Here is a 19,455-nt window from a genome sequence, read left to right as displayed (position 1 = left end):
CTACGGGCGGCGCGGCTCGACCAGGCGCGCGAGCAGCTCGGTGAGCAGCCGCTCGGCCATCGGCGCCGGCAGGGCCTCCACGGCGGCGAGCAGCGGGGCCATCGGTCCCACGCCCGGGCCGTCGTCGCCCAGCCGCGAGGCGTCCAGCCCCAGCGCCCCCAGGAGCCCGGCGGCCGTCTCCGCGTCGAGGGTGCCGGGGTCCGCCCCCGGGACGCCGTCGGCGGGCGCTCCGGCCGCCGGCAGGGCGGCCAGCAGCGCGGTCGCGTCCGGCCGGGGCTCGCCGCGCACGGCGTCGGCGGCGGCCTCCAGGGCGGGCACGAGCTCGCCGAGGACGGACTCGGTCACGGGCGTGACGGTCAGGTGCGTGGTGTGCGGCAGCCGGGTGCCGTCCTCCTGGCTGTACGCGGGCTGCGCCTGCAGCACCCAGCCGTGCGCCGTGGCCGCGTCCGCCCAGCGGTGCGGGTCGACGCGACGCTCGGCGGGGACGGCGTCGTCGGTGGCGACGGCGAGCAGCGGGCCGACGGGGTCGCCGACGACGCGCAGCCCCTCGACGGCCCCGACGGCGTCACGCAGGGCGTCGGTGGCGCGGCGCGACCGTCCGGCGAGCTCGGCGAACCCCTCGTGGCCCAGCGCCTGGACGATCGCCCAGGCGGCGGCCAGCGGCCCGCCGGAGCGGGAGCCGAGCAGCGTCGGGTTGACTACGGGGTACCCGGGCCAGCGGGTGGTGGCGAAGTACTGGCCGCGCTGGCGGTCACGACCGCGCTGCAGCAGCACCGAGACGCCCTTGGGCGCGTAGCCGTACTTGTGCAGGTCGACGCTCAGGCTCGTCACCCCGGGCACCCGCAGGTCCCAGTCGGGCAGGTCGGGCCAGAACGGCAGCGCCATGCCGCCGATGCAGGCGTCCACGTGCACGGGGACGCCGGCGTCGGCCGCGACGGCGGCGACGTCGGCGACGGGGTCGAGCGCGGCGTGCGGGTAGGAGGGCGCGGAGACGACGACGAGCGCGACGTCGTGCGCGGCCGGCCCGCTCACGCGCTCGGCCACGGCCGCCGCGGTGACCTCGCCGGTGGCCGTGACGGGCACGAGGTCGGTCTCGAGGCCGAAGTAGTGCGCGGCCTTGCGGAAGGCGGCGTGCGCCGTCGTCGGCAGCACCAGCCGCGGCCGGGCCTCGCCCGGGCGCAGGCCGTGGGCGGCGAGCCAGGCGTCCCGGGCGGTCTTGACGGCGAGCAGGCAGCTCTCCGTGCCGCCGGAGGTGACGGTGCCGACGACCTCGTCGTCCCCGCCGAGCAGGTCGCGCGTGAAGCCCACCAGGTCCCGCTCCAGGGCGGCCACGGACCCGAACGTCGTGGGGTCGAGGCCGTTGACGGGCTGCATCGCGCGGATCGCCTCGCCGGCGAGCCGGTCGAGCTCGGGCTCCCCGGAGTCGTACACGTAGCTGAGCACGTGGCCGCCGTGGGTGGGCGCGTCGTGGGCGCGCAGGGCTGTCAGGCGCTCCAGGACGGTCTCGGGGCTGGTGGCGAACTTCATGCGCGGTGCTCCTCGGTCCGGGCGGCGGTGTGTGCCGCCTCGATGTCGGTCCGGCGCAGCGGGTAGCGGCGCAGGGGGACGAGGCTGACGGCGACCAGGGCGGCCGGCAGCAGGGTGAAGGCCAGCACGATGCCGAGCACCGCGCTGTCGGGCTGGACGACGACGGCCTCGGCACGGGACTCCACGTAGCCCGTGGTGGCCAGGACCGTGGTGAGCACGGCCGTGCCGAGTCCGAAACCCGTGGTCTCCCCGGCGGTCCACAGGCCGGAGAACGTGCCGGCGCGCCCCGGGCCCCGGGTGACGGCGTCGTGGCTGACGACGTCGGGCAGCATCGCCATCGGCAGGGACTGCAGCCCGGCGTACGCGGCGCCCGCGACCGCGACGACGGCGTACACCCAGACGCCGGGGGACCAGTACATGACGACGAGCGCGGCGGCCGCCCCGAGGAAGACGCCCGAGGCGACGGCGAAGGCCCGCTCCTTGCCGATCCGGCGCGCGGCCCGGCCCCACACCGGCGCGAAGACGACGGCCGGGCCGACCAGCGCCGCGAACAGGAACGTCACGGCACCCTCGTCGTCGAGCACCCACGTGGCCACGTACTGGGCGCCGGCGAGCATGGTGCCGGTGGCCAGCGCCTGCAGGACGAACGCGGACAGCAGCGCGCGGAACGGCGGGCTGGTGCGCAGCACGACGAGGCCCGCGCGGTAGTGCGCCAGCACGCCGGGGGTCGGCGTGTCCGGGGTCGCGACCTCCGCGGACTGCGGGGTGCCGTCGGCGCCCGGGCCCTGCGGACCGCCGTCGGCGGCCGGGTCGGCGTCGCGCCGTCGGGCCCGACCCTCGACGCCTGCCGTCACCAGCAGGGACGCGCCGAGCACCAGCCCGGCCACGGCGCCCATCAGCAGGTACCCGGCGTGCTCGTCCGGCACCAGCCCGCGCAGCGCGGGCGCTCCGCCGCCGAAGGCGAGGATCGCCACGGTCAGCACCACGACGCGGGCCGTGAGCAGGCGGGTGCGCTCGTCGTAGCTGCCGGTGAGCTCGGCGGGCAGGGCGATGTAGGGGACCTGGAACAGGCTGAACGCCGTCGCCGCGCACAGGAAGGCGACGAGCACCCAGACGGCGCCGGCGAGCGACCCGAGCGTCGGCGGGACGGCGAAGGTCAGCAGGAAGAACACCGGCAGCAGCAAGCCGCCGACGATCATCAGCCGGCGGCGCGTGCCGTGCGCGGCGCGGTCCCGGTCGCTGGCGGCCCCGATGACGGGGTCGACGACGACGTCCCACACCTTGGCGAGCGTCACGATGAGCCCGGCGGCCAGCGCCGCCACCCCGAGGGTGTCGGTGAGGTAGTAGACCAGCACGAGTCCGGGCAGGGTGCCGAAGCCCCCGGTGCCGACGGATCCGACGGCGTACCGGGCGACGGTGCCCTTGCGCAGACTCATGCGGGGGATCCTACTGACCGCGTGCGACCGCCCCGTCTCCGGGGTGCAGCGCCGGCTCGGTGGTGGCGGTGTCGTCCGTGCGGTCGCGCCGGAATCCGATCACGAGCAGCAGGCCGATCATCCACAGCTCGCCGACCGTGGCCGGCACGACCAGCAGCTCGGCCAGCGGGCCGGCGTCGGGGACCAGGAACGTCACGAAGGACTGCAGCAGGTACCCGGCTCCACCGACGACGAGGAACCAGCCGAGCACGCGCGGCAGGCCGGAGCGCAGCACCAGCCGTCCCATCGGGATCAGCCACAGCCCGAAGAACGCGGCCCCGGCGGCCCAGAGGTTCTCCGACAGCCCGTACAGGAGCTGCGGCGCGGACTGGCCGCCGGCGAGCGCGCTGTCGAGGGCCGTGCCGAGGGCGGCCGTGCTGCCGAGGATCGCCACGGCGTTCATCATGCCCAGCGCGCCGACGGCGGAGGCGGCGAAGGGGTCCACCGGGCGGAAGAGCCGGACGAACCACAGCGCGGCCAGCGCCTGGGTGACCACGGTCGCGAGCTCGAGGGCGACGCCGGCGCGGGCCAGCAGCTCGTGGTCGACGAGCAGGGCGGCGGTGGTCGCGGCGTCGGCGGGGTCGAAGACCTGCGGGCGGACGAGCAGGAAGCCGGCCATGCCGGTGAGGCCGAGTGCGAGATAGAGCAGTCCGGTGGTACGGGCCACCGGGCGGGCGATGCGCTGGTCCATGATGGGTTCCCTCCAGAGGAAGCGGGCCGCATCCTTACGGCGTAAGGCAACCATACGGCGTAAGGTCGGCAGAGGGAAGAGGTGGGATCGTGTCGAACGGGTTGAACCGCGACCGCGTGCTGGAGGCCGCCGTGGCGCTCGCGGACGCCGAGGGGCTGGGCGCGGTGACCATGCGCGGCGTCGCGACGCGGCTCGGGGTCGAGGCGATGTCGCTCTACCACCACCTGCCCGGCAAGAAGGACGAGCTGCTCGACGGCCTCGTCGACGTCGTCGCCGCCGAGATCCACGCCGGCCTGGCCGCCCGCGACGACGGCGTCCGGGACGACTGGGTCGCCGACGTCCGGTCGCGGTGCCTCGTGGCCCGCGAGGTGGTGCTGCGCCACCCGTGGCTGCCCGCGCTGCTGGGATCGCGCCCCGCGATCCGTCCCGGGGTCTACACGCTCTACGACGGGGTGCTGGGCGCGATGGTCAGCGGCGGGTGCTCCTACCGGCTCGGGCACCGCGCCATGCACGCCCTGGGCAGCATGGTGCTGGGGTTCACCTCGGAGCTGTTCAGCCCCGAGGCGGGCGACGAGGACGCGACGCCCGAGGCGCTCGAGGCGATGGCGCAGACCGTGCCGCACATCACGGCCATGGTCGCCGCCGAGCTGCACGACCCGGCCGACCCGACGCTCGGCTGGTGCGACAGCCAGACCGAGTTCGAGTTCACCCTCGGGCTGCTGCTCGACGGGATCGAACGGTCCCGCCGCGCCGGCGTCTGAGGTCCCGGTCCGCGCTCGCGAGCTCGCTCCGGCTCGGTCCCCGGGGTCTTCTGGTCGGACTGTGCCTGCGCTCGCGAGCTCGCTCCGGCTCAGTCCTCCAGCGGGCCGAGGAGGGACTGCGCCACCTGGGAGTGGGCCGACTCGTCGTCGCTGGGGTGGAAGATGCCGGCCAGCACGTCCCGGTACAGGCGTCCCAGCTCGGAGCGGTTGAAGTAGCTCGAGCCACCCGAGCAGCGGATCGCCTCGTCGACCACCTGCCGCGCGGTCTCGGTGGCGCGCACCTTGAGGCCCGACGTCGCGCGGAACCATCCGGCGCCGCGGTCCTCCCGGGCGTCGATGCCGCCCGCGATCTGGTCGATCTGCGGCCAGATGCCGTCCTGGGCGAGGGCCGCCGTGGCGATGCGCCACCGGATGTCCGGGTCCTGGGAGTACGCCTTGCCCGTCTTCATCGAGGTGCGACGCCCCACCGCGGCGACCGCGAGCTCGAGCGCCCGGTCCGCGATCCCCGCGTACACCGATGCCAGCAGGATCTCGAAGCTGGTGAAGATCCCCAGCACGTACGGGTCCAGGCTCGGGCCCGGTGCGATCCGGCGCATGACGCGGTCGGCGGGCGCGGGGGCGCCGTCGAGCACGGTGGTGCAGGACTGGGAGGCCCGCATCCCGACCGTGTCCCAGTCGTCGAGGATCTGGAACCCGCCGGCGTCGCGCGCGACGAACGCGTGGACGATGCGCGGGTCCTCGGGGTCGGTGGTCGAGTCCAGGCCCATCACCCCCAGACGGGTCCAGCCGGGGGAGTTGGAGGTGAAGATCTTGCGGCCGTGGAAGGTGTAGCCGCCCGTGCCGTCCGGCCGGGCCTCCGTGCGCGAGCCGAGCAGCACCAGGTCGTTGCCCGCCTCGGAGTACCCGAACCCGAAGACCTCGCCCGCGGCCGCCTCGGCGAGCAGCCAGTCCAGCGAGTCGTCGCCGCGCTCGTGCAGGTAGCGTGCGACGCCGGTCCACACGTGGTGCATGTTCACGGCCAGCGCCGTGGCGGGTGCGGCACCGGCGAGCGCCGCCTGCTCGTGGCAGATCTCGCGCAGCGTCAGGCCGGCGCCGCCCATCGACGTCGGGACGAGCGCCGCGAGGTAGCCGGCCGCTCGCAGGTCCGCCAGGTCGTCGGCGAAGAACGAGTTCTCGCGGTCGTGGATCGCGGCCCGGCCGCGGATCGTGGCGAGCAGGTCGTCGGAGAGCAGCGTCGTCATGACCCGATTCAAACATCGGTCCCGCCGACCGGGGCGCGCAGCGGTCATCCGGAGCCTGCGCCGGGTGACGACCTCGACACGTCCCGCGCCGTGCCGGAGCGGGGGACGGGTCCGGTAGGGTCGCCTCGATGCTCGACACCCAGTCCTCCGCCCCCGAGCGCAAGCCGCGCGTCGCCCTCCTGTTCGGGGGGCGTTCCGGCGAGCACGCGATCTCCGCCGCCACCGCCGCCGGGGTGCTCGGCGCCATCGACCGCGACGTCTACGACGTCGTCCCGATCGGCATCACCCGCGCCGGCCGCTGGGTGGTCGCCGAGGACGACGCCGAGCGCTGGCAGATCACCGCCGGCCGGCTCCCCGAGGTCACCTCCGACGAGGGCGCCGAGGTCGTGCTCTCGCTGACGGCGGGGGAGCGGACGCTGCGCACCCTGGAGCCCGGCCAGGTGCCGGACGTCCTGGGCCAGGTCGACGTCGTCTTCCCTCTGCTGCACGGCCCCTTCGGCGAGGACGGCACCGTCCAGGGTCTGCTCGAGCTGGCCGACGTGCGCTACGTCGGGGCCGGCGTGCTGGCCTCCGCCGTCGGTATGGACAAGCACTTCATGAAGCTGGTGCTCGCCGGCCACGACATCCCCGTGGGTCCGTTCGAGGTCGTCCGGCCGCGGGACTGGGAGGCCGACCCCGAGGCGTGCGTCGCGCGGGTCGAGGGACTGGGCCTGCCGGTGTTCGTCAAGCCCGCCCGCGCCGGGTCCTCGCTCGGCATCACGCGCGTCGACGACCTGGCCGACCTGCCGGCCGCCGTCGAGGAGGCCCGCGAGCACGACCCGAAGGTGATCGTGGAGGCCGCGATCGACGGCCGCGAGATCGAGTGCGCCGTCCTCGGCGGTCGCGGGGGCGAGCGTCCCCGGGCGTCGCTGCCCGGCGAGATCGTCGTCGACGGCACGCACGCGTTCTACGACTTCGAGGCCAAGTACCTCGACGAGGCGCACGTGGAGCTGGCCTGCCCCGCCGACCTGCCCGAGCCGGTCGTCAAGGAGATCCGCGAGCTCGCGGTGCGCACCTTCGAGGCGGTGGAGGCCGAGGGCCTGTCGCGGGTCGACGTGTTCGTCACGCCCGACCACCAGGTGATCGTCAACGAGATCAACACCATGCCGGGGTTCACGCCGTTCTCGATGTACCCGCGCATGTGGGAGGCCACCGGGATGAGCTACCCCGAGCTCGTCGACGAGCTGATCCGGCTCGCCCTCGAGCGGCCCACCGGCCTGCGCTGAGCCCCGGCGGCCCGCCGGGTCAGGTGCACTGCCGCGTCTGCGGGACCTGACCGATCGCTCCCGTCAGGTCCGCGATGAACGACGTGGAGTGGTCCGTGGTGACCGCCGGCGGCACCGTGACCTCGATCGCCGGGCTGCGTCCGTAGGTCGTGAACCGCCACGTGCCGGTGTCGTTGCTCTCGACGATCCAGTCCACCGACCCGTTCGCGGTCTCGATCCGCTGGCAGTCGGGCGACGGGCCGGGCTGCTCGACGCCGCACCGCAGCGTCACCGCCGCGCCGGGCTCGCCCCACGCCGCCGTCGCCTGGGCGTTGACCTTCGCGCGCTCGAGGTCGCCCGCGACGACGTCCGGCAGGGCCAGCATGACGGGCGCGCAGTCGGGGTCGTCGGCGTCCGGGGCAGCCTCCACGCCGATGGTCGGCGTGCAGGCGGCGAGCAGCGCGAGGCACGGCAGGGAAAGCAGCACGGCGAGACGACGGACCAGCACGTGCCTACGGTAACCGGCCCGGCGGCGCCGTCCGGACGGTTAGGGTGCGGTCGTGACCGACCCCACCCTGCGCGTGCGCGACCTCGACGAGACCGAGCTGCTGGCGCGGATCTTCCCGCTGCTGCCCATCGGTGAGGGCGTCGACGTCGGACCGGGCGACGACGCCGCCGTGGTGCGCGCCGACGACGGCCGCTTCGTCGTGACCACCGACGTGCTCGTCGAGGGGCGCCATTTCCGGCGCGCGTGGTCGAGCGGGTACGACGTCGGCTACCGGGCGGCGGTGCAGAACCTCGCCGACGTCGCGGCCATGGGCGCCCGTCCCACGTCGATGGTGGTCTCCCTGGTGATGCCCGCCGACCTGCCGGTGGCGTGGGTGACGGACTTCGCCCGGGGGCTGGCCGACGCGTCCGGGCCGGCGACCGTCGTCGGCGGCGACCTGTCGGGCGGCGACGCGGTGGTCGTGTCGGTGACCGTCCACGGCGACCTCGACGGTCGTGCCCCCGTGCTGCGGTCGGGGGCCCGGCCGGGTGACGTCGTCGCGCACGCGGGCACGCTGGGTGCCTCGGCGGCCGGCTTCGACCTGCTCTCCAGCGGGGCGGGGAGCCCTGCGGACGGCGCACCGGGCGTCTCGAACCCCCGCAGCCCCTACGTGACGGCGTTCCTGCGCCCCGAGACTCCGCTCGCGGCGGGACCCGCGGCGGCCCGCGCGGGAGCGACGGCGATGCTCGACGTCTCGGACGGGCTGCTGCGCGACGCCGGTCGGCTCGCCCGCGCCAGCGGCGTCGACGTCGACCTCGCCGAGGGGGTGCTGATGCGGGACGTGACCGCGCTGGTGCCGGCCGCCGTCGACGTGGCGGTCGCGACCGACGACGCCGACGGCGCCCACCGGGCGCGCACCTGGGTGCTGTCCGGAGGAGAGGACCACGGGCTGCTCGCGACGTTCCCGCCCGAGGTGGCCGAGAAGGGGTTGCCGGCGGGCTTCCGCCCGATCGGCGACGTCCGGGACGCCGGGGAGGCCGGGGAGGCCGGGCCGCGGGTGCTGCTCGACGGCGAGCCGTCGCACGAGGCGACCGGCTGGGACCACTTCCGGCCCTGATCCTGCCCGACCCCAGCGTCGAGCCCCGCGCCACCCACCGTTGTGGGCATGAAATCTGCAGTCTCGGAACGTTCCGAGACTGCAGATTTCATGCCCACAACTCTGGCGGGGTCAGCGCTCGGGCTCGCGGACGAAGCGCAGCTCGGTGACGGGGACGTCGGCGATGTCCTCCATGCGCTCGATCCCGTCGGGCTGGAACCCGTGGCGGCGGTAGAAGTGGTGGGCCCGCTCGTTCTCGGAGAGCACCCAGAGCGTGATCCGGGCGCGCGGCCCGACGTCGCCCAGCATCGTGCGCATGAGGTCGCGGGCGACGCCGCGTCCCCAGGCCTCGGGGTCGAGGTAGATGGCGTAGAGCTCGAGGCAGTCGTCCTCGGCGTCCTCGTCGCGGGACGGCCCGTAGCTGGCGAAGCCGAGGGTGCGTCCGTCGGCCTCGGCGACGATCGTGCTGCTGCGGCCCTGGTGGAGGATCTTCTCCCACTCGGCGGCGCGCTCACCGACGTCGAGCGACTCGAGGTAGTCCGCCGGCAGGACGTGCGCGTAGGCGCTGCGCCAGGAGGTCAGGTGCACCCGAGCGATCGCACCGGCGTCGGACGTGCTCGCCGATCGGATCACCACGTCGTTGTCGGTCTCCACCATCATGGCCTCAGCCTGCCACGGTCCGACCGGGGCGCCAAGAGGTATTGGTGAACAGTTCACGAACTCTTTGCACTCGGGAGGGTCGTCAGGAGACGACGCAACGCCCGCCGGGTCGGACCCGACGGGCGTCGTCGATCATGTCGCCGTATGGCGCAGGCTCAGGCCTGGCGCTGCACCTTGCCGGCCTTGAGGCACGAGGTGCACACGTTCACGCGCTTGGGGGTGCCCGCGACGACGGCGCGCACGCGCTGGATGTTCGGGTTCCAGCGGCGCTTGGTCCGGATGTGGGAGTGCGAAACGCTGTGCCCGAAGCCCGGGCCCTTGCCGCAGACGTCGCAGTTGGCAGCCACGGTGTCTCCTGAATCGTCGTGTCACGTCCCGCGCCAGGGCAGCAGGGCGTGAAGGTCGGTGGTCTTGGGGGTGCCCGGAGATCCAGGCAACCACACGATGATAGCGGATCGCCGCCGTAACCCTCAATGCGCCGCCGACGTGCCCTGGGTCACCGCGACGGTGGGCCGCTACGGTGGGCACCGTGGATCAGCCCGAGCTCCTGGACGCCGCCGTGGTGCGCACCTGGGCGCACACCGTCGTCGAGGCCCTCGACGCGGCGCGCTCGGAGCTCGACGGGGTCAACGTCTTCCCGGTCGCCGACGGTGACACCGGCACCAACATGTACCTCACGCTGCGCGAGGCGGCGGGCGCCGTCCACGACGCGAACGCGGACGACGGCGGCGCGAAGCTCCTGCGGGTCGCCGCCCGGGCCGCCCTGCTCGGGGCCCGCGGCAACTCGGGGATCATCCTCAGCGAGTGGCTGCGCGGGTTCGCCGTCGCCGCGAGCCGGCAGGACACGCTCGGCCTCGCGCTCGACGTGGCCGCGCGCTCCGCACGGCGCGCCGTCGCCCATCCCGTGCCCGGCACCATCCTCACGGCCGCGGACGCCGCCGCGGCCGCCGCCCGGCACGCCGAGGCCGGCGGGATGGTCGGTCCCCTCGGCGCGCCGCGACGGCTCAGCGTCATCGACGCCGCACGGCGCGGGGCGCGCGAGGCGGCCCTGCGCAGCGTCGGGTCGCTGGCACCGCTGCGCGCCGCCGGCGTCCTCGACGCCGGCGCCTGCGGCCTCGTCCTGGTGCTGGCCGCGCTGGCGGCCGCCCAGCGGGCCGCCGGGGAGCGCGGCGCGTCCCCGGTGCCCGGCAGCACGGCTCCGGTCCGGCTCGACCTGGACCTCCGGGGCCACGACCCGGACGACGACGACGCCCCGGTGGTGCCCGAGGGTGCGACCGAGCCGGAGCCCGGGAGCCTCGACGAGGTCGAGCTCATGTTCGTGCTGCACCGCTCCGCCGATGCCGAGGGCTTCGTCCCCGGCGCCGTGGCGGACGCGCTGCGGGCCGACCTGGACCAGGTCGGCAACTCCGTGGTCGTGGTCGGCGGCGCCGCGGGCGAGGCGCACGCCGACGACGTCGACTCGCTGTGGCAGGCGCACGTGCACGCCCCGGACCTCGACGCGGCCCTCGCGGTCCCGCGGCGCTGGTCCCGGCGCGGAGCCATCTCGCACGTGCACGTCCGCCACCTCGCGGTGCCGCCCACGGACTGGGCGGTCGTGGTGACCACGTCGGCCCCGGCCCTGGCCTCCGAGCTGGCCACCGGCGGGGCGGCGGTGCTGCTCGACCTCGACACGGCTCCGACGACGGCGGACCTGGCGCAGGCGGCGCTGGCGGCCGGGACCCCGAACGTGCTGGTCCTGGCCCCGCCGGACGTGCTGGCCGACGTGGACGACGCCGTCGCCGAGCTCGTCGCCCGCGACCTCGCCCGCGGGGGACCCGGGGCACGGCCCCGGCTCGCCGCCGTGCCGGCGCCCCAGGACGTCCATCTCGTCAGCGCCGTGTCCGCCCTGGCCGGCGCCCTGGACGCCGTCGGTGCCGACCAGGGCTCCCTGGACGTCCCGGGCGTGGTGCGCTCGGCGCACCGGCGCCTGCGGGCCGACCGGGTGCCGTCGCAGAGCGCCGCGACCGCCGTGGCCCGGCTCGTCCACGACTGCGAGGACGACCCCGGCATCGTCGCCGTGCTGCCCGACGCCGACGTCGGCGCCTCCGCCCTGGAGGAGGTCGTCGCCCGCGCGGGCACGTGCGCCCCGGGTGCCGACGTCGTCGTGCTGGCCACCGGCCGGCCCGGCGACCGCATCGGGCTGGGTGTCGAGCCCGCCGAGGACGTCGTCGACCTGCCGCTGCTGACCGTGCGGGACGGAGAGGGCCGATGAGCCCGCGGCTGGCCGAGCCGCTGACCACCACGCTGGGCAAGCGCGCGGCCGGCCCGCTGGCGAAGATGGGGCTGGTCACCATCGACGACCTGCTGCGCCACTACCCGCGCCGGTACGGCGACCCGGGCACGCTGACCGACATGGACCGCCTGCAGCTCGGGGAGCACGTCACGGTCATGGCACGGGTCGCCAGCGCCACGGTGCGGCCGATGCGCAGCCGCGGCGGGGCCCTGCTGCAGGCGCGGGTGACCGACGGCCGCCACGAGCTGGCCCTGACCTTCTTCGCCAAGCGTCCCGGGGCGCTGCGACCGCACGAGGACAAGCTGCGGCCCGGCCGCTCGGGTCTGTTCACCGGGGTGGTCTCCGAGTACCGCGGCACCCGCCAGCTCACCCACCCGGACTACGTCCTGGTCGGGGTCGACGCCGACGACGACGAGGCCGCCATGATGGAGGCGTCGCGGCCGATCCCGATCTACCCGGCCACGGCCTCGGTGCCGACCTGGCGGATCCAGAAGGCCGTGCGCGCGGTGCTGGACCCGCTCACCGAGGACGAGGTCCCGGACCCGGTGCCCGACGAGGTCCGGGCGCGGCTCGGGCTGCCGACCCGGCTGGACGCCCTGCGCGCCGTGCACGTGCCGGACTCGGCCCAGCACTGGCAGAGCGGGCGCCGCCGGCTCCGCTTCGAGGAGGCGTTCGTGCTGCAGTCGGCGCTCGCCCAGCGCCGCGCCGCGGTCGCGGCCCAGGAGGCCACCGCGCGGCCGCCGCGCGCCGAGGTCGAGGGCGGCCTGCTCGCCGACTTCGACGCCGCGCTGCCCTTCACCCTCACCGACGGCCAGCGCGCGGTCGGGGCCGAGATCGCCGACGAGCTCGCGCGGCCCCGCCCGATGCAGCGGCTGCTGCAGGGCGAGGTCGGCTCGGGCAAAACGGTGGTCGCCCTGCGCGCCATGCTGCAGGTCATCGACGCCGGGGGACAGGCGGCGCTGCTCGCCCCGACCGAGGTGCTCGCCGCCCAGCACGCCCGCACGCTGCGCGCGATGCTGGGCCCGCTGGCCGAGGGTGGGTTGCTCGGCGGCGCGGCGCACGGCACCCGCGTCGCCCTGCTCACCGGTTCGCTCAACGCGGCGGCCCGCAAGGAGGCGCTGCTGGACGCCGCGAGCGGCGAGGCGGGGATCGTCGTCGGCACCCACGCCCTGCTGGGCGACCAGGTGCAGTTCGCCGACCTGGGTCTCGTCGTCGTCGACGAGCAGCACCGGTTCGGCGTCGAGCAGCGCGACGCCCTGCGCGCCAAGGCCCGCGTGGCGCCGCACCTGCTGGTCATGACCGCGACGCCGATCCCGCGCACCGTGGCGATGACGGTGTTCGGCGACCTGACGACCTCCACGCTCACCGAGATCCCCGCGGGCCGCTCCGGCATCACCTCCCACGTCGTGCCGGCGGAGAACCCCCGTTGGATGCAGCGCGTGTGGGAGAAGGTCCGCGAGGAGGTCGACGCCGGCCGGCGCGCCTACGTGGTGTGCCCGCGGATCCATCCCGACGACGACGGCGCCGCCGGCCGGGGAGGGGGCACCGGCGACTTCGACGAGGTCCCGGAGTTCCTGGACCTCGCCGACGGTGCTGCCGGCGGGGCCGGCGGGGCCGACGGGGCCGCCGACGACCGCGCCCCGCTGCGGGCCGTGCTCGAGGTCGCCGAGGCGCTGCGGGCCGAGCCCCGGCTCGACGGCGTCGAGGTCGGCGTGCTGCACGGGCAGATGGCCGCCGCGGACAAGGACGCCGCGATGGCGCGGTTCGCCGCGGGGGACGCGCCCGTCCTGGTGTCCACGACCGTCGTCGAGGTCGGCGTCGACGTCCCCGAGGCCACGGTGATGGTGGTGTTCGACGCCGACCGGTTCGGCATCTCCCAGCTGCACCAGCTGCGCGGGCGCGTCGGGCGCGGCGCCGATGCCGGGCTGTGCCTGCTCGTGTCGACCGCCCGGCCGGGTACCCCGGCGGCGGCGCGGGTCGAGGCGCTGGCCGCCACGACCGACGGCTTCGAGCTCGCCACCCTCGACCTGGAGCTGCGGTCCGAGGGGGACGTGCTGGGCGCCGCGCAGTCGGGCCGTGCGAGCTCGCTGCGCCTGCTGCGGGTCGTGCAGGACGCCGACCTCATCGCCTCCGCGCGCACCGAGTCGACCGGCGTCGTCGAGGCCGACCCGGACCTCGGGCGGCACCCCGCGCTGGCCGCCGCGATCGCGGCCCAGCTCGACGCCGAGCAGGAGGAGTTCCTCGAGCGTGCCTGAGCGGACCACCGGTTCCGCGGGACCGGACTCGCCCCAGTAGGCTCGCGCCCATGACCAGGATCGTCGCCGGAACCGTCGGCGGGCGCTCGCTGACCGTGCCGCCGTCGGGGACCCGCCCCACCAGCGAACGCGTCCGGGAGGCGATGTTCTCCCGGCTCGAGCACCTCGGCGTCGTCGACGGCGCCCGCGTGCTGGACCTGTTCGCCGGGTCGGGTGCGCTCGGCCTCGAGGCCGCCAGCCGGGGCGCGGCCGAGGTCGTGCTCGTCGACGCGGCCCGGCAGGCCGCCGACGTCGCCCGCCGCAACGCCGCCGACCTCGGGCTCGGCCGCCGGGTCCGGGTGCTCGCCGAGCCCGCCGAGCGGGCCGCCGCACGCCTGGCCGCCGACGGCGCACCGTCCGGCGGCTTCGACCTCGTGCTCATCGACCCGCCGTACGACCTCGACCCCGCGGTCCTGAACCGGGTGCTGGCCGACCTGGCGGCTCCCGGCGTGCTGGCGCCGGACGCCGTCGTCGTCCTCGAGCAGGCCCGCCGCGGCGCTCCGTTCACCTGGCCCGACGCGCTCACCGAGCTGTCGGCCAAGCGGTACGGCGACACGGTCGTCCACTACGCGGAACCGCGCCAGGCCGAGGAAGATCCCCGCGAATCGTGACCGGTCGTCCTACCGTGGGCAGCGTGAGCATCGCCGTCTGTCCCGGGTCCTTCGACCCGATCACGCTCGGGCACCTCGACATCGTGCGCCGGGCGAACCGCCTGTTCGACGTCGTCGTGGTGGGCGTGGCCCGCAACGCCGCCAAGAACGCCCTGCTCACCGCCGACGAGCGGGTGGAGGTGGCACGCGCCGCCGTCGCCGCCGACCCGGACACCGCCGACGTCCGGGTCGACGTGGTGCCCGGCCTGCTGGTCGACTTCTGCCGCGAGGTCGGCGCTCTCGCGGTGGTCAAGGGGCTGCGCGGCGGCGCCGACTTCGACGGCGAGCAACCGATGGCCCTGATGAACCGCCACCTGAGCGGTGTGGAGACCGTCTTCCTGCCTGCCGAGCAGCAGCACGCCCACGTGGCGTCGTCGCTGGTCAAGGACATCGCCCGGCACGGCGGACCGATCGACGACCTCGTGCCGTCCGCGGCGGCCGAGGCGGTGCGCTCCGCCGTGGCGCACCGTGCGTGAGGAGCGCGACATGACCGACAACACCCAGAACCCGACCGCCGGGCTGCTCGAGATCTTGGACGACCTGGCCGCGCTGGTCGAGAACGCGCGCACCTCGCCGCTGTCGACCAACGTCAAGGTCGACCGCGAGCAGGCGCTCGGGCTCGTGGCCGAGCTGCGCGAGAACCTGCCCACCCAGGTCGCGCGCGCCGACGACGTCCTCGCCGACGCCGAGCGCACCCTGGCCGACGCGCACCGCCGGGCCGAGGAGATCGTCGCCACGGCGCGGGCGCGGGCGATCGAGCTCGTGCAGGACGAGCAGGTCGTCGTGCAGGCGGAGTCCCGCGCGGCGGACATCGTCGCCGAGGCGGAGCGCCGGGCGGCCGGGCTGCGCGCCGACGCCGACGAGTACTGCGACGGGCGGCTCGCCGACTTCGAGGCGGACCTGGGACGGCTGACCTCCCAGGTGCAGGCCGGGCGGGCCAAGCTCGCCGAACGCCTGGAGACGTCCTCGGGCGCGCCCCGGGTGCGGTGGGACGCCGTCCCGGACCCCGGGTGGCCGGCCGACGACGAGGACGACCGCCGCAGCGCCTGACCGTCGGCCGCGGGGCCGCCGTCGTTGCGCACGTCACGTCGTCGGCCCGTTGGCCCGTGCGGGACGATCGCGTAGAATTGACCGTTGGTCCGTCACGGACCGTCCCACCTGCACACCGCGCCCTTCGGGGTGCCGTCGTCTGGAGCCTCACCATCACCACCGCCAAGCGATCGCCGCTCGTGCTCGACACGCACGAGCTCTCGCGGCGTCCCGGGACCATGCGGGAGGTCGCGACCGTCGTCGCCGCGCCCGCAGACCTGGGCACGGCGGTCATCGGTGTGCCCGAGGGCGCCGACCTGACGCTCGGGCTGCGCCTCGAGGCCGTCATGGAGGGCGTGCTGGTCTCCGGCGTCGTGCGCGGCACCGCGGTCGGGGAGTGCGTGCGGTGCCTGGACGAGGTCTCCGAGCAGGTGACCGTGCGCGTCCAGGAGCTGTTCGTCTACCCCGAGCGGGCCGAGGCGGCCGAGGACGCCGGTGACGAGGAGGCCGAGGACGAGGCCCTCCTGACCGACGACCTGGCGGACATCGAGCCCACGGTTCGGGATTCGCTGGTCACTGCATTACCATTTCAACCGCTGTGCCGGCCGGACTGCCCCGGTCTGTGCTCCGAGTGCGGAGCACGACTGGAGGACGATCCCGAGCACCACCACGACATCGTCGACCCACGATGGGCGGCGCTGCAGACCATGCTCGAGGAGTCGAGCGTGTCCGACGAGACGAAAGAGAGCTGACCGTGGCTGTTCCCAAGCGCAAGATGTCGCGCAGCAACACCCGCGCGCGCCGCTCGCAGTGGAAGACCACCGCAGCGCCGCTCGCGACGTGCCCGAAGTGCAAGGGCGACAAGCTGTCCCACACCGCGTGCCCCACCTGCGGTGCCTACAAGGACCGCCAGTACGCCGAGGCGCTGCGCACCGAGCACGCGGGCTGACATGCACCCGCGCGGCAACGGATCACGTCCGGAGCCGACCGCACTTCTCGAGAAGCTCGGGGTCCCTCTGGACCCCGAGCTTCTCGTGCTTGCCCTGACCCACCGGTCGTTCGCGCACGAGGCCGGCGGGATCCCCACCAACGAGCGCCTGGAGTTCCTCGGGGACACCGTGCTCGGCCTGGTGGTCACCGAGGCGCTGTACCGGCGTCACCCGGACAAGCCCGAGGGCGAGCTCGCGAAGATGCGGGCGGCGACGGTCTCGCAGCGGTCCCTCGCGGCGGTGGCGCGCCGGCTCGAGCTCGGCAGCTACGTCCTGCTCGGCAAGGGCGAGAAGCGCACCCGCGGGTTCGACAAGGACTCGATCCTGTCGGACACGGTCGAGGCGCTGCTGGGCGCGACCTACCTCTCGCACGGCCTCGAGACGGCCCGCGACCTGGTGCACCGGCTCGTGGACGACACCATGGAGGCCGCCGCCGACCTGGGGGCGGGCCTGGACTGGAAGACGTCCCTGCAGGAGGCCGCGGCCGAGCGCGGGTTCGACGCCCCCGCCTACGAGGTCACCGGCGAGGGCCCCGAGCACGCGCGCCGCTTCTCGGCGCACGTCACGGCCGGGCCGGTCGTCGGGATCGGCGAGGGCACCGCGAAGAAGCACGCCGAGCAGGCCGCCGCGGAGCAGGCCTACCGCGCCGTCGTCGCGCTGCCCGTGCCCGGCACCACGGGCGGCACCACCGGCGGCGCGGAGCAGCCCGCCGGTGCCTGAGCTCCCCGAGGTCGAGACCGTCCGTGACGGCCTCGACCGGTTGGTGACCGGCGCCGTCGTGCGGGACGTCGAGGTCTTCCGCGACTACTCGGTGCGCCGGCACGACGGCGGCCCGGCGGGGTTCGTCGACCAGGTCCGCGGCCGCCGGCTCGCCGGCGCCGCCCGCCGCGGCAAGTACCTGTGGCTGCCCCTGGCCGACGCCGCACCCGCCGACCCCGCGGCCGCGCTCCTGGCCCACCTGGGCATGTCCGGCCAGCTGCTCGTGCGCGACCCGGCGGTCGCGGGGGAGTGGGCGCACCCCCACCTGCGGGTCCGGCTCCACCTGCTCGACGCCCCCTCCGGCGCCCACTACCTGGACTTCGTCGACCAGCGCACCTTCGGGCACCTGTCCGTGGCCGACCTCGTCCCGACGCCGGACGGCGCACCGGGCGGGTTCGGCAGCCCCCTGGCCGCCGTGCCGGAACCCGTGGCGCACATCGGCCGCGACCTGCTCGACCCCGCGCTCGACCGGGACGTGCTGGTCGAGCGCGTGCGCTGTCGTCGGACCGGGATCAAGCGCGCGCTGCTGGACCAGACCGTCACCTCCGGGGTGGGCAACATCTACGCCGACGAGGCCCTGTGGCGGGCCCGGGTGCACTTCGCCCGCGCCACGGACACGATGACGCGACCCGTGGTGCACCGGGTGCTCGACGCCGCCACGGAGGTCATGACCGAGGCGCTGGTGCAGGGCGGCACGAGCTTCGACGCCCTCTACGTCAACGTCAACGGCGAGTCCGGGTACTTCTCCCGGTCGCTGGCCGTCTACGGCCGGCTCGGCGAGGCCTGCCCCCGCTGCGCGACGCCGGTGCGCCGCGACGAGTTCATGAACCGCTCGTCGTTCACGTGCCCGCGCTGCCAGCCCCGTCCACGGAACGGTCGCTGGTAGCGACCTCGCCGTCGGGTCCGCGGGCCCGACGGGTGCGCGCCGTGCGACGTGCCTAGGCTCGGAGCATGACCGTGCACCTGGCACGCGTGTACACCGAGCCCGGGCCCGACGACGGTCGTCGGGTGCTGGCCGACCGGCTCTGGCCGCGCGGGGTCCGCAAGGACGACCCGCGGGTGGGTGTCTGGCTGCGGGACGTGGCGCCGTCGACCGAGCTGCGCCGCTGGTACGCCCACGACCCCGACCGGACGGCGGAGTTCGGCGAGCGGTACCGGGCCGAGCTGGAGACGCCGGGACCGGCGGCCGACGCTCTCGCGGAGCTGCGTGACCTGGCGCGGGAGGGGACGGTCACGCTGGTGACCTCGACCCGTGAGCTCGACGGCAGCCACCTGGTGGTGCTGGCCGGGCTGCTGCGGGAACCGTCCGGCGAGGAGGGACCGGCGGCCGAGGAGGGCCTGTCATGACCGTGACGACCGTGCCGACGAGCCGCGGGCCCCTGCCGGTGTACCTGGCGGTCCCCGACGGCGAGGGTCCTTGGCCGGGGGTGGTGGTGATCCACGACGCGCTGGGCCGGACGACCGACGTGCGCCAGCAGTGCGAGTGGCTGGCCGGGCACGGGTTCGCCGTCCTCCTGGCCGGCAGCGGCCGGTACCAGGCGGCGAGCGTCAACTACGGCGGCGTGCCCGAGGACGCGGACGAGCTGCTCGCCGGGTCCTGCCCGGTCGTGGGCAGCTACGGCGCGCGCGACCCCAGCCTGCGCGACGACCCCGCCCGTCTCGAGCACGCTCTGCAGGCCGCCGGCGTCCCGCACGAGGTCACCGTCTACGACGAGGCCGGGCACTCGTTCCTCAACGACCACCCGCGCGAGGAGGTGCCTGTCTGGGCGGTCGTCGCGGGGCGGTTCGTCGCCACGGAGTACCGGCCCGAGGCCGCCGCCGAGGCCCGGGAGCGGATCGTGGCGTTCTTCGGCGAGCACCTCGCCGCCCCGGGGACGGCGAGGTCCTCCGGCGACGACGGCATGGCCTAGGCTCGGCACGCACCCGACCTGCCCACCTGCGAGGGAGTACCCCGTGCTCGACGGCCAGATGATCGGCTCGCTCGTCCTCGTCGCCGGGCCGACCGCGGCGTCGTTCCTCACGACCCGCTACTGGGAGGCCCGCGACCTCGGCGACCCGCGTCGGCACGCCTGGTTCGCGCTCTACCTCGCCGTCGTGCTGACGCTGCTCGTGGCGGTGCTGGCGACGTCGTCGGTGGAGGACCGGCTGCGGTCGGTCGGGATCTTCTTCGCCGTGACGATCGGCGCGACGTTCCTGCAGGAGCGCCGCGCGCGGCGGCAGCGGCGCGTGCCCGCCCCGTCGCGGACGACGGAGTCCTGACCCCGGCACCCGCACGGCGGC

22 protein-coding genes are annotated in these 19,455 nt (G+C 75.3%); 15 read left to right on the top strand and 7 right to left on the bottom strand.

The window, feature by feature from the left end; all coding sequences use genetic code 11:
- From PO879_RS10845 to PO879_RS10835, 3 genes are read right to left on the bottom strand one after another with little or no spacing between them, the layout of a single operon-like run.
- Entirely contained in the window at positions 1-1,527 is a 1,527-nt protein-coding gene (locus PO879_RS10845; protein ID WP_278234916.1) for an aminotransferase class V-fold PLP-dependent enzyme, read from the bottom strand.
- Positions 1,524-2,963, bottom strand: a complete 1,440-nt coding sequence (locus PO879_RS10840; RefSeq protein ID WP_278234915.1) for an MFS transporter — start codon at positions 2,961-2,963, stop codon at positions 1,524-1,526. Before PO879_RS10840 ends, PO879_RS10845 begins: the two co-directional genes overlap by 4 nt.
- A 10-nt stretch (positions 2,964-2,973) precedes the next feature.
- The gene (locus PO879_RS10835) at positions 2,974-3,693 is read right to left on the bottom strand and encodes a DUF4386 domain-containing protein (RefSeq protein WP_278234914.1); all 720 of its coding nucleotides are present in this window, start codon (positions 3,691-3,693) and stop codon (positions 2,974-2,976) included.
- An 89-nt stretch (positions 3,694-3,782) separates the two neighbouring features.
- On the opposite strand from PO879_RS10835, the gene PO879_RS10830 reads away from it, so the two are divergent.
- Positions 3,783-4,454 carry a TetR/AcrR family transcriptional regulator gene (locus PO879_RS10830; RefSeq protein WP_278234913.1) on the top strand — a complete coding sequence of 224 codons (672 nt, stop codon included), beginning with the start codon at positions 3,783-3,785 and terminating at the stop codon, positions 4,452-4,454.
- 89 nt (positions 4,455-4,543) lie between these two features.
- Here the strand turns inward: PO879_RS10830 and PO879_RS10825 are convergent, their stop codons facing one another.
- Positions 4,544-5,695, bottom strand: coding sequence for an acyl-CoA dehydrogenase family protein (locus PO879_RS10825; protein WP_278234912.1), 1,152 nt, complete (start codon positions 5,693-5,695; stop codon positions 4,544-4,546).
- 128 nt (positions 5,696-5,823) lie between these two features.
- On the opposite strand from PO879_RS10825, the gene PO879_RS10820 reads away from it, so the two are divergent.
- The gene (locus PO879_RS10820; RefSeq protein ID WP_278234911.1) at positions 5,824-6,960 is read left to right on the top strand and encodes a D-alanine--D-alanine ligase family protein; all 1,137 of its coding nucleotides are present in this window, start codon (positions 5,824-5,826) and stop codon (positions 6,958-6,960) included.
- Between the two features lie 19 nt (positions 6,961-6,979).
- Here the strand turns inward: PO879_RS10820 and PO879_RS10815 are convergent, their stop codons facing one another.
- Positions 6,980-7,447 (bottom strand): DUF3515 domain-containing protein, encoded by a 468-nt coding sequence (locus PO879_RS10815; RefSeq protein WP_278234910.1) that lies wholly within the window; start codon positions 7,445-7,447, stop codon positions 6,980-6,982.
- Between the two features lie 52 nt (positions 7,448-7,499).
- Here PO879_RS10815 and PO879_RS10810 point away from each other — a divergent pair, with 52 nt between their 5' ends.
- On the top strand, positions 7,500-8,543 hold the full coding sequence (locus PO879_RS10810) for a thiamine-phosphate kinase (RefSeq protein WP_278234909.1): 1,044 nt from the start codon (positions 7,500-7,502) through the stop codon (positions 8,541-8,543).
- 111 nt (positions 8,544-8,654) lie between these two features.
- Here the strand turns inward: PO879_RS10810 and PO879_RS10805 are convergent, their stop codons facing one another.
- Complete coding sequence (locus tag PO879_RS10805) at positions 8,655-9,182, bottom strand: GNAT family N-acetyltransferase (RefSeq protein ID WP_278234908.1); 528 nt, start codon at positions 9,180-9,182, stop codon at positions 8,655-8,657.
- Positions 9,183-9,337: 155 nt separating this feature from the next.
- Positions 9,338-9,529 (bottom strand): 50S ribosomal protein L28, encoded by a 192-nt coding sequence (gene rpmB, locus PO879_RS10800; RefSeq protein ID WP_171247217.1) that lies wholly within the window; start codon positions 9,527-9,529, stop codon positions 9,338-9,340.
- A 182-nt stretch (positions 9,530-9,711) separates the two neighbouring features.
- Here rpmB and PO879_RS10795 point away from each other — a divergent pair, with 182 nt between their 5' ends.
- The 12 genes from PO879_RS10795 (at position 9,712) to PO879_RS10740 (ending at position 19,434) form a co-directional block, all read left to right on the top strand.
- Positions 9,712-11,433, top strand: a complete 1,722-nt coding sequence (locus PO879_RS10795) for a DAK2 domain-containing protein (RefSeq protein WP_278234907.1) — start codon at positions 9,712-9,714, stop codon at positions 11,431-11,433.
- Positions 11,430-13,709 (top strand): ATP-dependent DNA helicase RecG, encoded by a 2,280-nt coding sequence (locus PO879_RS10790; RefSeq protein ID WP_278234906.1) that lies wholly within the window; start codon positions 11,430-11,432, stop codon positions 13,707-13,709. The genes PO879_RS10795 and PO879_RS10790 overlap by 4 nt, the downstream gene beginning before the upstream one ends.
- Before the next feature lie 50 nt (positions 13,710-13,759).
- Positions 13,760-14,359: a 16S rRNA (guanine(966)-N(2))-methyltransferase RsmD gene (rsmD, locus tag PO879_RS10785; RefSeq protein ID WP_278234905.1), complete on the top strand. Its 600-nt coding sequence runs from the start codon at positions 13,760-13,762 to the stop codon at positions 14,357-14,359.
- A 23-nt stretch (positions 14,360-14,382) separates the two neighbouring features.
- Positions 14,383-14,874 carry a pantetheine-phosphate adenylyltransferase gene (coaD, locus tag PO879_RS10780; RefSeq protein WP_278234904.1) on the top strand — a complete coding sequence of 164 codons (492 nt, stop codon included), beginning with the start codon at positions 14,383-14,385 and terminating at the stop codon, positions 14,872-14,874.
- Positions 14,875-14,884: 10 nt separating this feature from the next.
- Entirely contained in the window at positions 14,885-15,448 is a 564-nt protein-coding gene (locus tag PO879_RS10775) for a hypothetical protein (protein WP_278234903.1), read from the top strand.
- 179 nt (positions 15,449-15,627) lie between these two features.
- Positions 15,628-16,179, top strand: a complete 552-nt coding sequence (locus PO879_RS10770; protein WP_278234902.1) for a DUF177 domain-containing protein — start codon at positions 15,628-15,630, stop codon at positions 16,177-16,179.
- 2 nt (positions 16,180-16,181) lie between these two features.
- A complete protein-coding gene (gene rpmF / locus PO879_RS10765) occupies positions 16,182-16,376 on the top strand; it encodes a 50S ribosomal protein L32 (protein ID WP_278234901.1) in 195 nt (64 codons plus the stop codon).
- A 1-nt stretch (position 16,377) separates the two neighbouring features.
- Positions 16,378-17,136, top strand: coding sequence for a ribonuclease III (gene rnc, locus PO879_RS10760; RefSeq protein ID WP_278234900.1), 759 nt, complete (start codon positions 16,378-16,380; stop codon positions 17,134-17,136).
- Positions 17,129-18,061 (top strand): bifunctional DNA-formamidopyrimidine glycosylase/DNA-(apurinic or apyrimidinic site) lyase, encoded by a 933-nt coding sequence (gene mutM / locus PO879_RS10755; protein WP_278234899.1) that lies wholly within the window; start codon positions 17,129-17,131, stop codon positions 18,059-18,061. The genes rnc and mutM overlap by 8 nt, the downstream gene beginning before the upstream one ends.
- Before the next feature lie 65 nt (positions 18,062-18,126).
- Complete coding sequence (locus PO879_RS10750) at positions 18,127-18,522, top strand: DUF488 family protein (RefSeq protein ID WP_278234898.1); 396 nt, start codon at positions 18,127-18,129, stop codon at positions 18,520-18,522.
- Positions 18,519-19,085, top strand: a complete 567-nt coding sequence (locus tag PO879_RS10745) for a dienelactone hydrolase family protein (protein ID WP_278234897.1) — start codon at positions 18,519-18,521, stop codon at positions 19,083-19,085. The genes PO879_RS10750 and PO879_RS10745 overlap by 4 nt, the downstream gene beginning before the upstream one ends.
- Positions 19,086-19,128: 43 nt before the next feature.
- Entirely contained in the window at positions 19,129-19,434 is a 306-nt protein-coding gene (locus PO879_RS10740) for a hypothetical protein (RefSeq protein ID WP_278234896.1), read from the top strand.
- The last annotated feature ends 21 nt before the right edge of the window (positions 19,435-19,455 follow it).

The organism is Isoptericola sp. AK164 (assembly GCF_029643425.1).
Taxonomy (GTDB): domain Bacteria; phylum Actinomycetota; class Actinomycetes; order Actinomycetales; family Cellulomonadaceae; genus Isoptericola; species Isoptericola haloaureus.
The sequence above is the reverse complement of the archived record's forward strand: the minus strand, read 5'-3'. Positions and strand labels throughout refer to the sequence as shown.

Bases quoted from the DNA above. Each gene is read 5' to 3' on its own strand.
- PO879_RS10845 (WP_278234916.1), bottom strand. From the start codon at position 1,527: ATGAAGTTCGCCACCAGCCCCGAGACCGTCCTGGAGCGCCTGACAGCC.
- PO879_RS10840 (WP_278234915.1), bottom strand. From the start codon at position 2,963: ATGAGTCTGCGCAAGGGCACCGTCGCCCGGTACGCCGTCGGATCCGTC.
- PO879_RS10835 (WP_278234914.1), bottom strand. From the start codon at position 3,693: ATGGACCAGCGCATCGCCCGCCCGGTGGCCCGTACCACCGGACTGCTC.
- PO879_RS10825 (WP_278234912.1), bottom strand. From the start codon at position 5,695: ATGACGACGCTGCTCTCCGACGACCTGCTCGCCACGATCCGCGGCCGG.
- PO879_RS10820 (WP_278234911.1), top strand. From the start codon at position 5,824: ATGCTCGACACCCAGTCCTCCGCCCCCGAGCGCAAGCCGCGCGTCGCC.
- PO879_RS10805 (WP_278234908.1), bottom strand. From the start codon at position 9,182: ATGATGGTGGAGACCGACAACGACGTGGTGATCCGATCGGCGAGCACG.
- PO879_RS10790 (WP_278234906.1), top strand. From the start codon at position 11,430: ATGAGCCCGCGGCTGGCCGAGCCGCTGACCACCACGCTGGGCAAGCGC.
- rsmD (WP_278234905.1), top strand. From the start codon at position 13,760: ATGACCAGGATCGTCGCCGGAACCGTCGGCGGGCGCTCGCTGACCGTG.
- PO879_RS10775 (WP_278234903.1), top strand. From the start codon at position 14,885: ATGACCGACAACACCCAGAACCCGACCGCCGGGCTGCTCGAGATCTTG.
- rnc (WP_278234900.1), top strand. From the start codon at position 16,378: ATGCACCCGCGCGGCAACGGATCACGTCCGGAGCCGACCGCACTTCTC.
- PO879_RS10750 (WP_278234898.1), top strand. From the start codon at position 18,127: ATGACCGTGCACCTGGCACGCGTGTACACCGAGCCCGGGCCCGACGAC.
- PO879_RS10745 (WP_278234897.1), top strand. From the start codon at position 18,519: ATGACCGTGACGACCGTGCCGACGAGCCGCGGGCCCCTGCCGGTGTAC.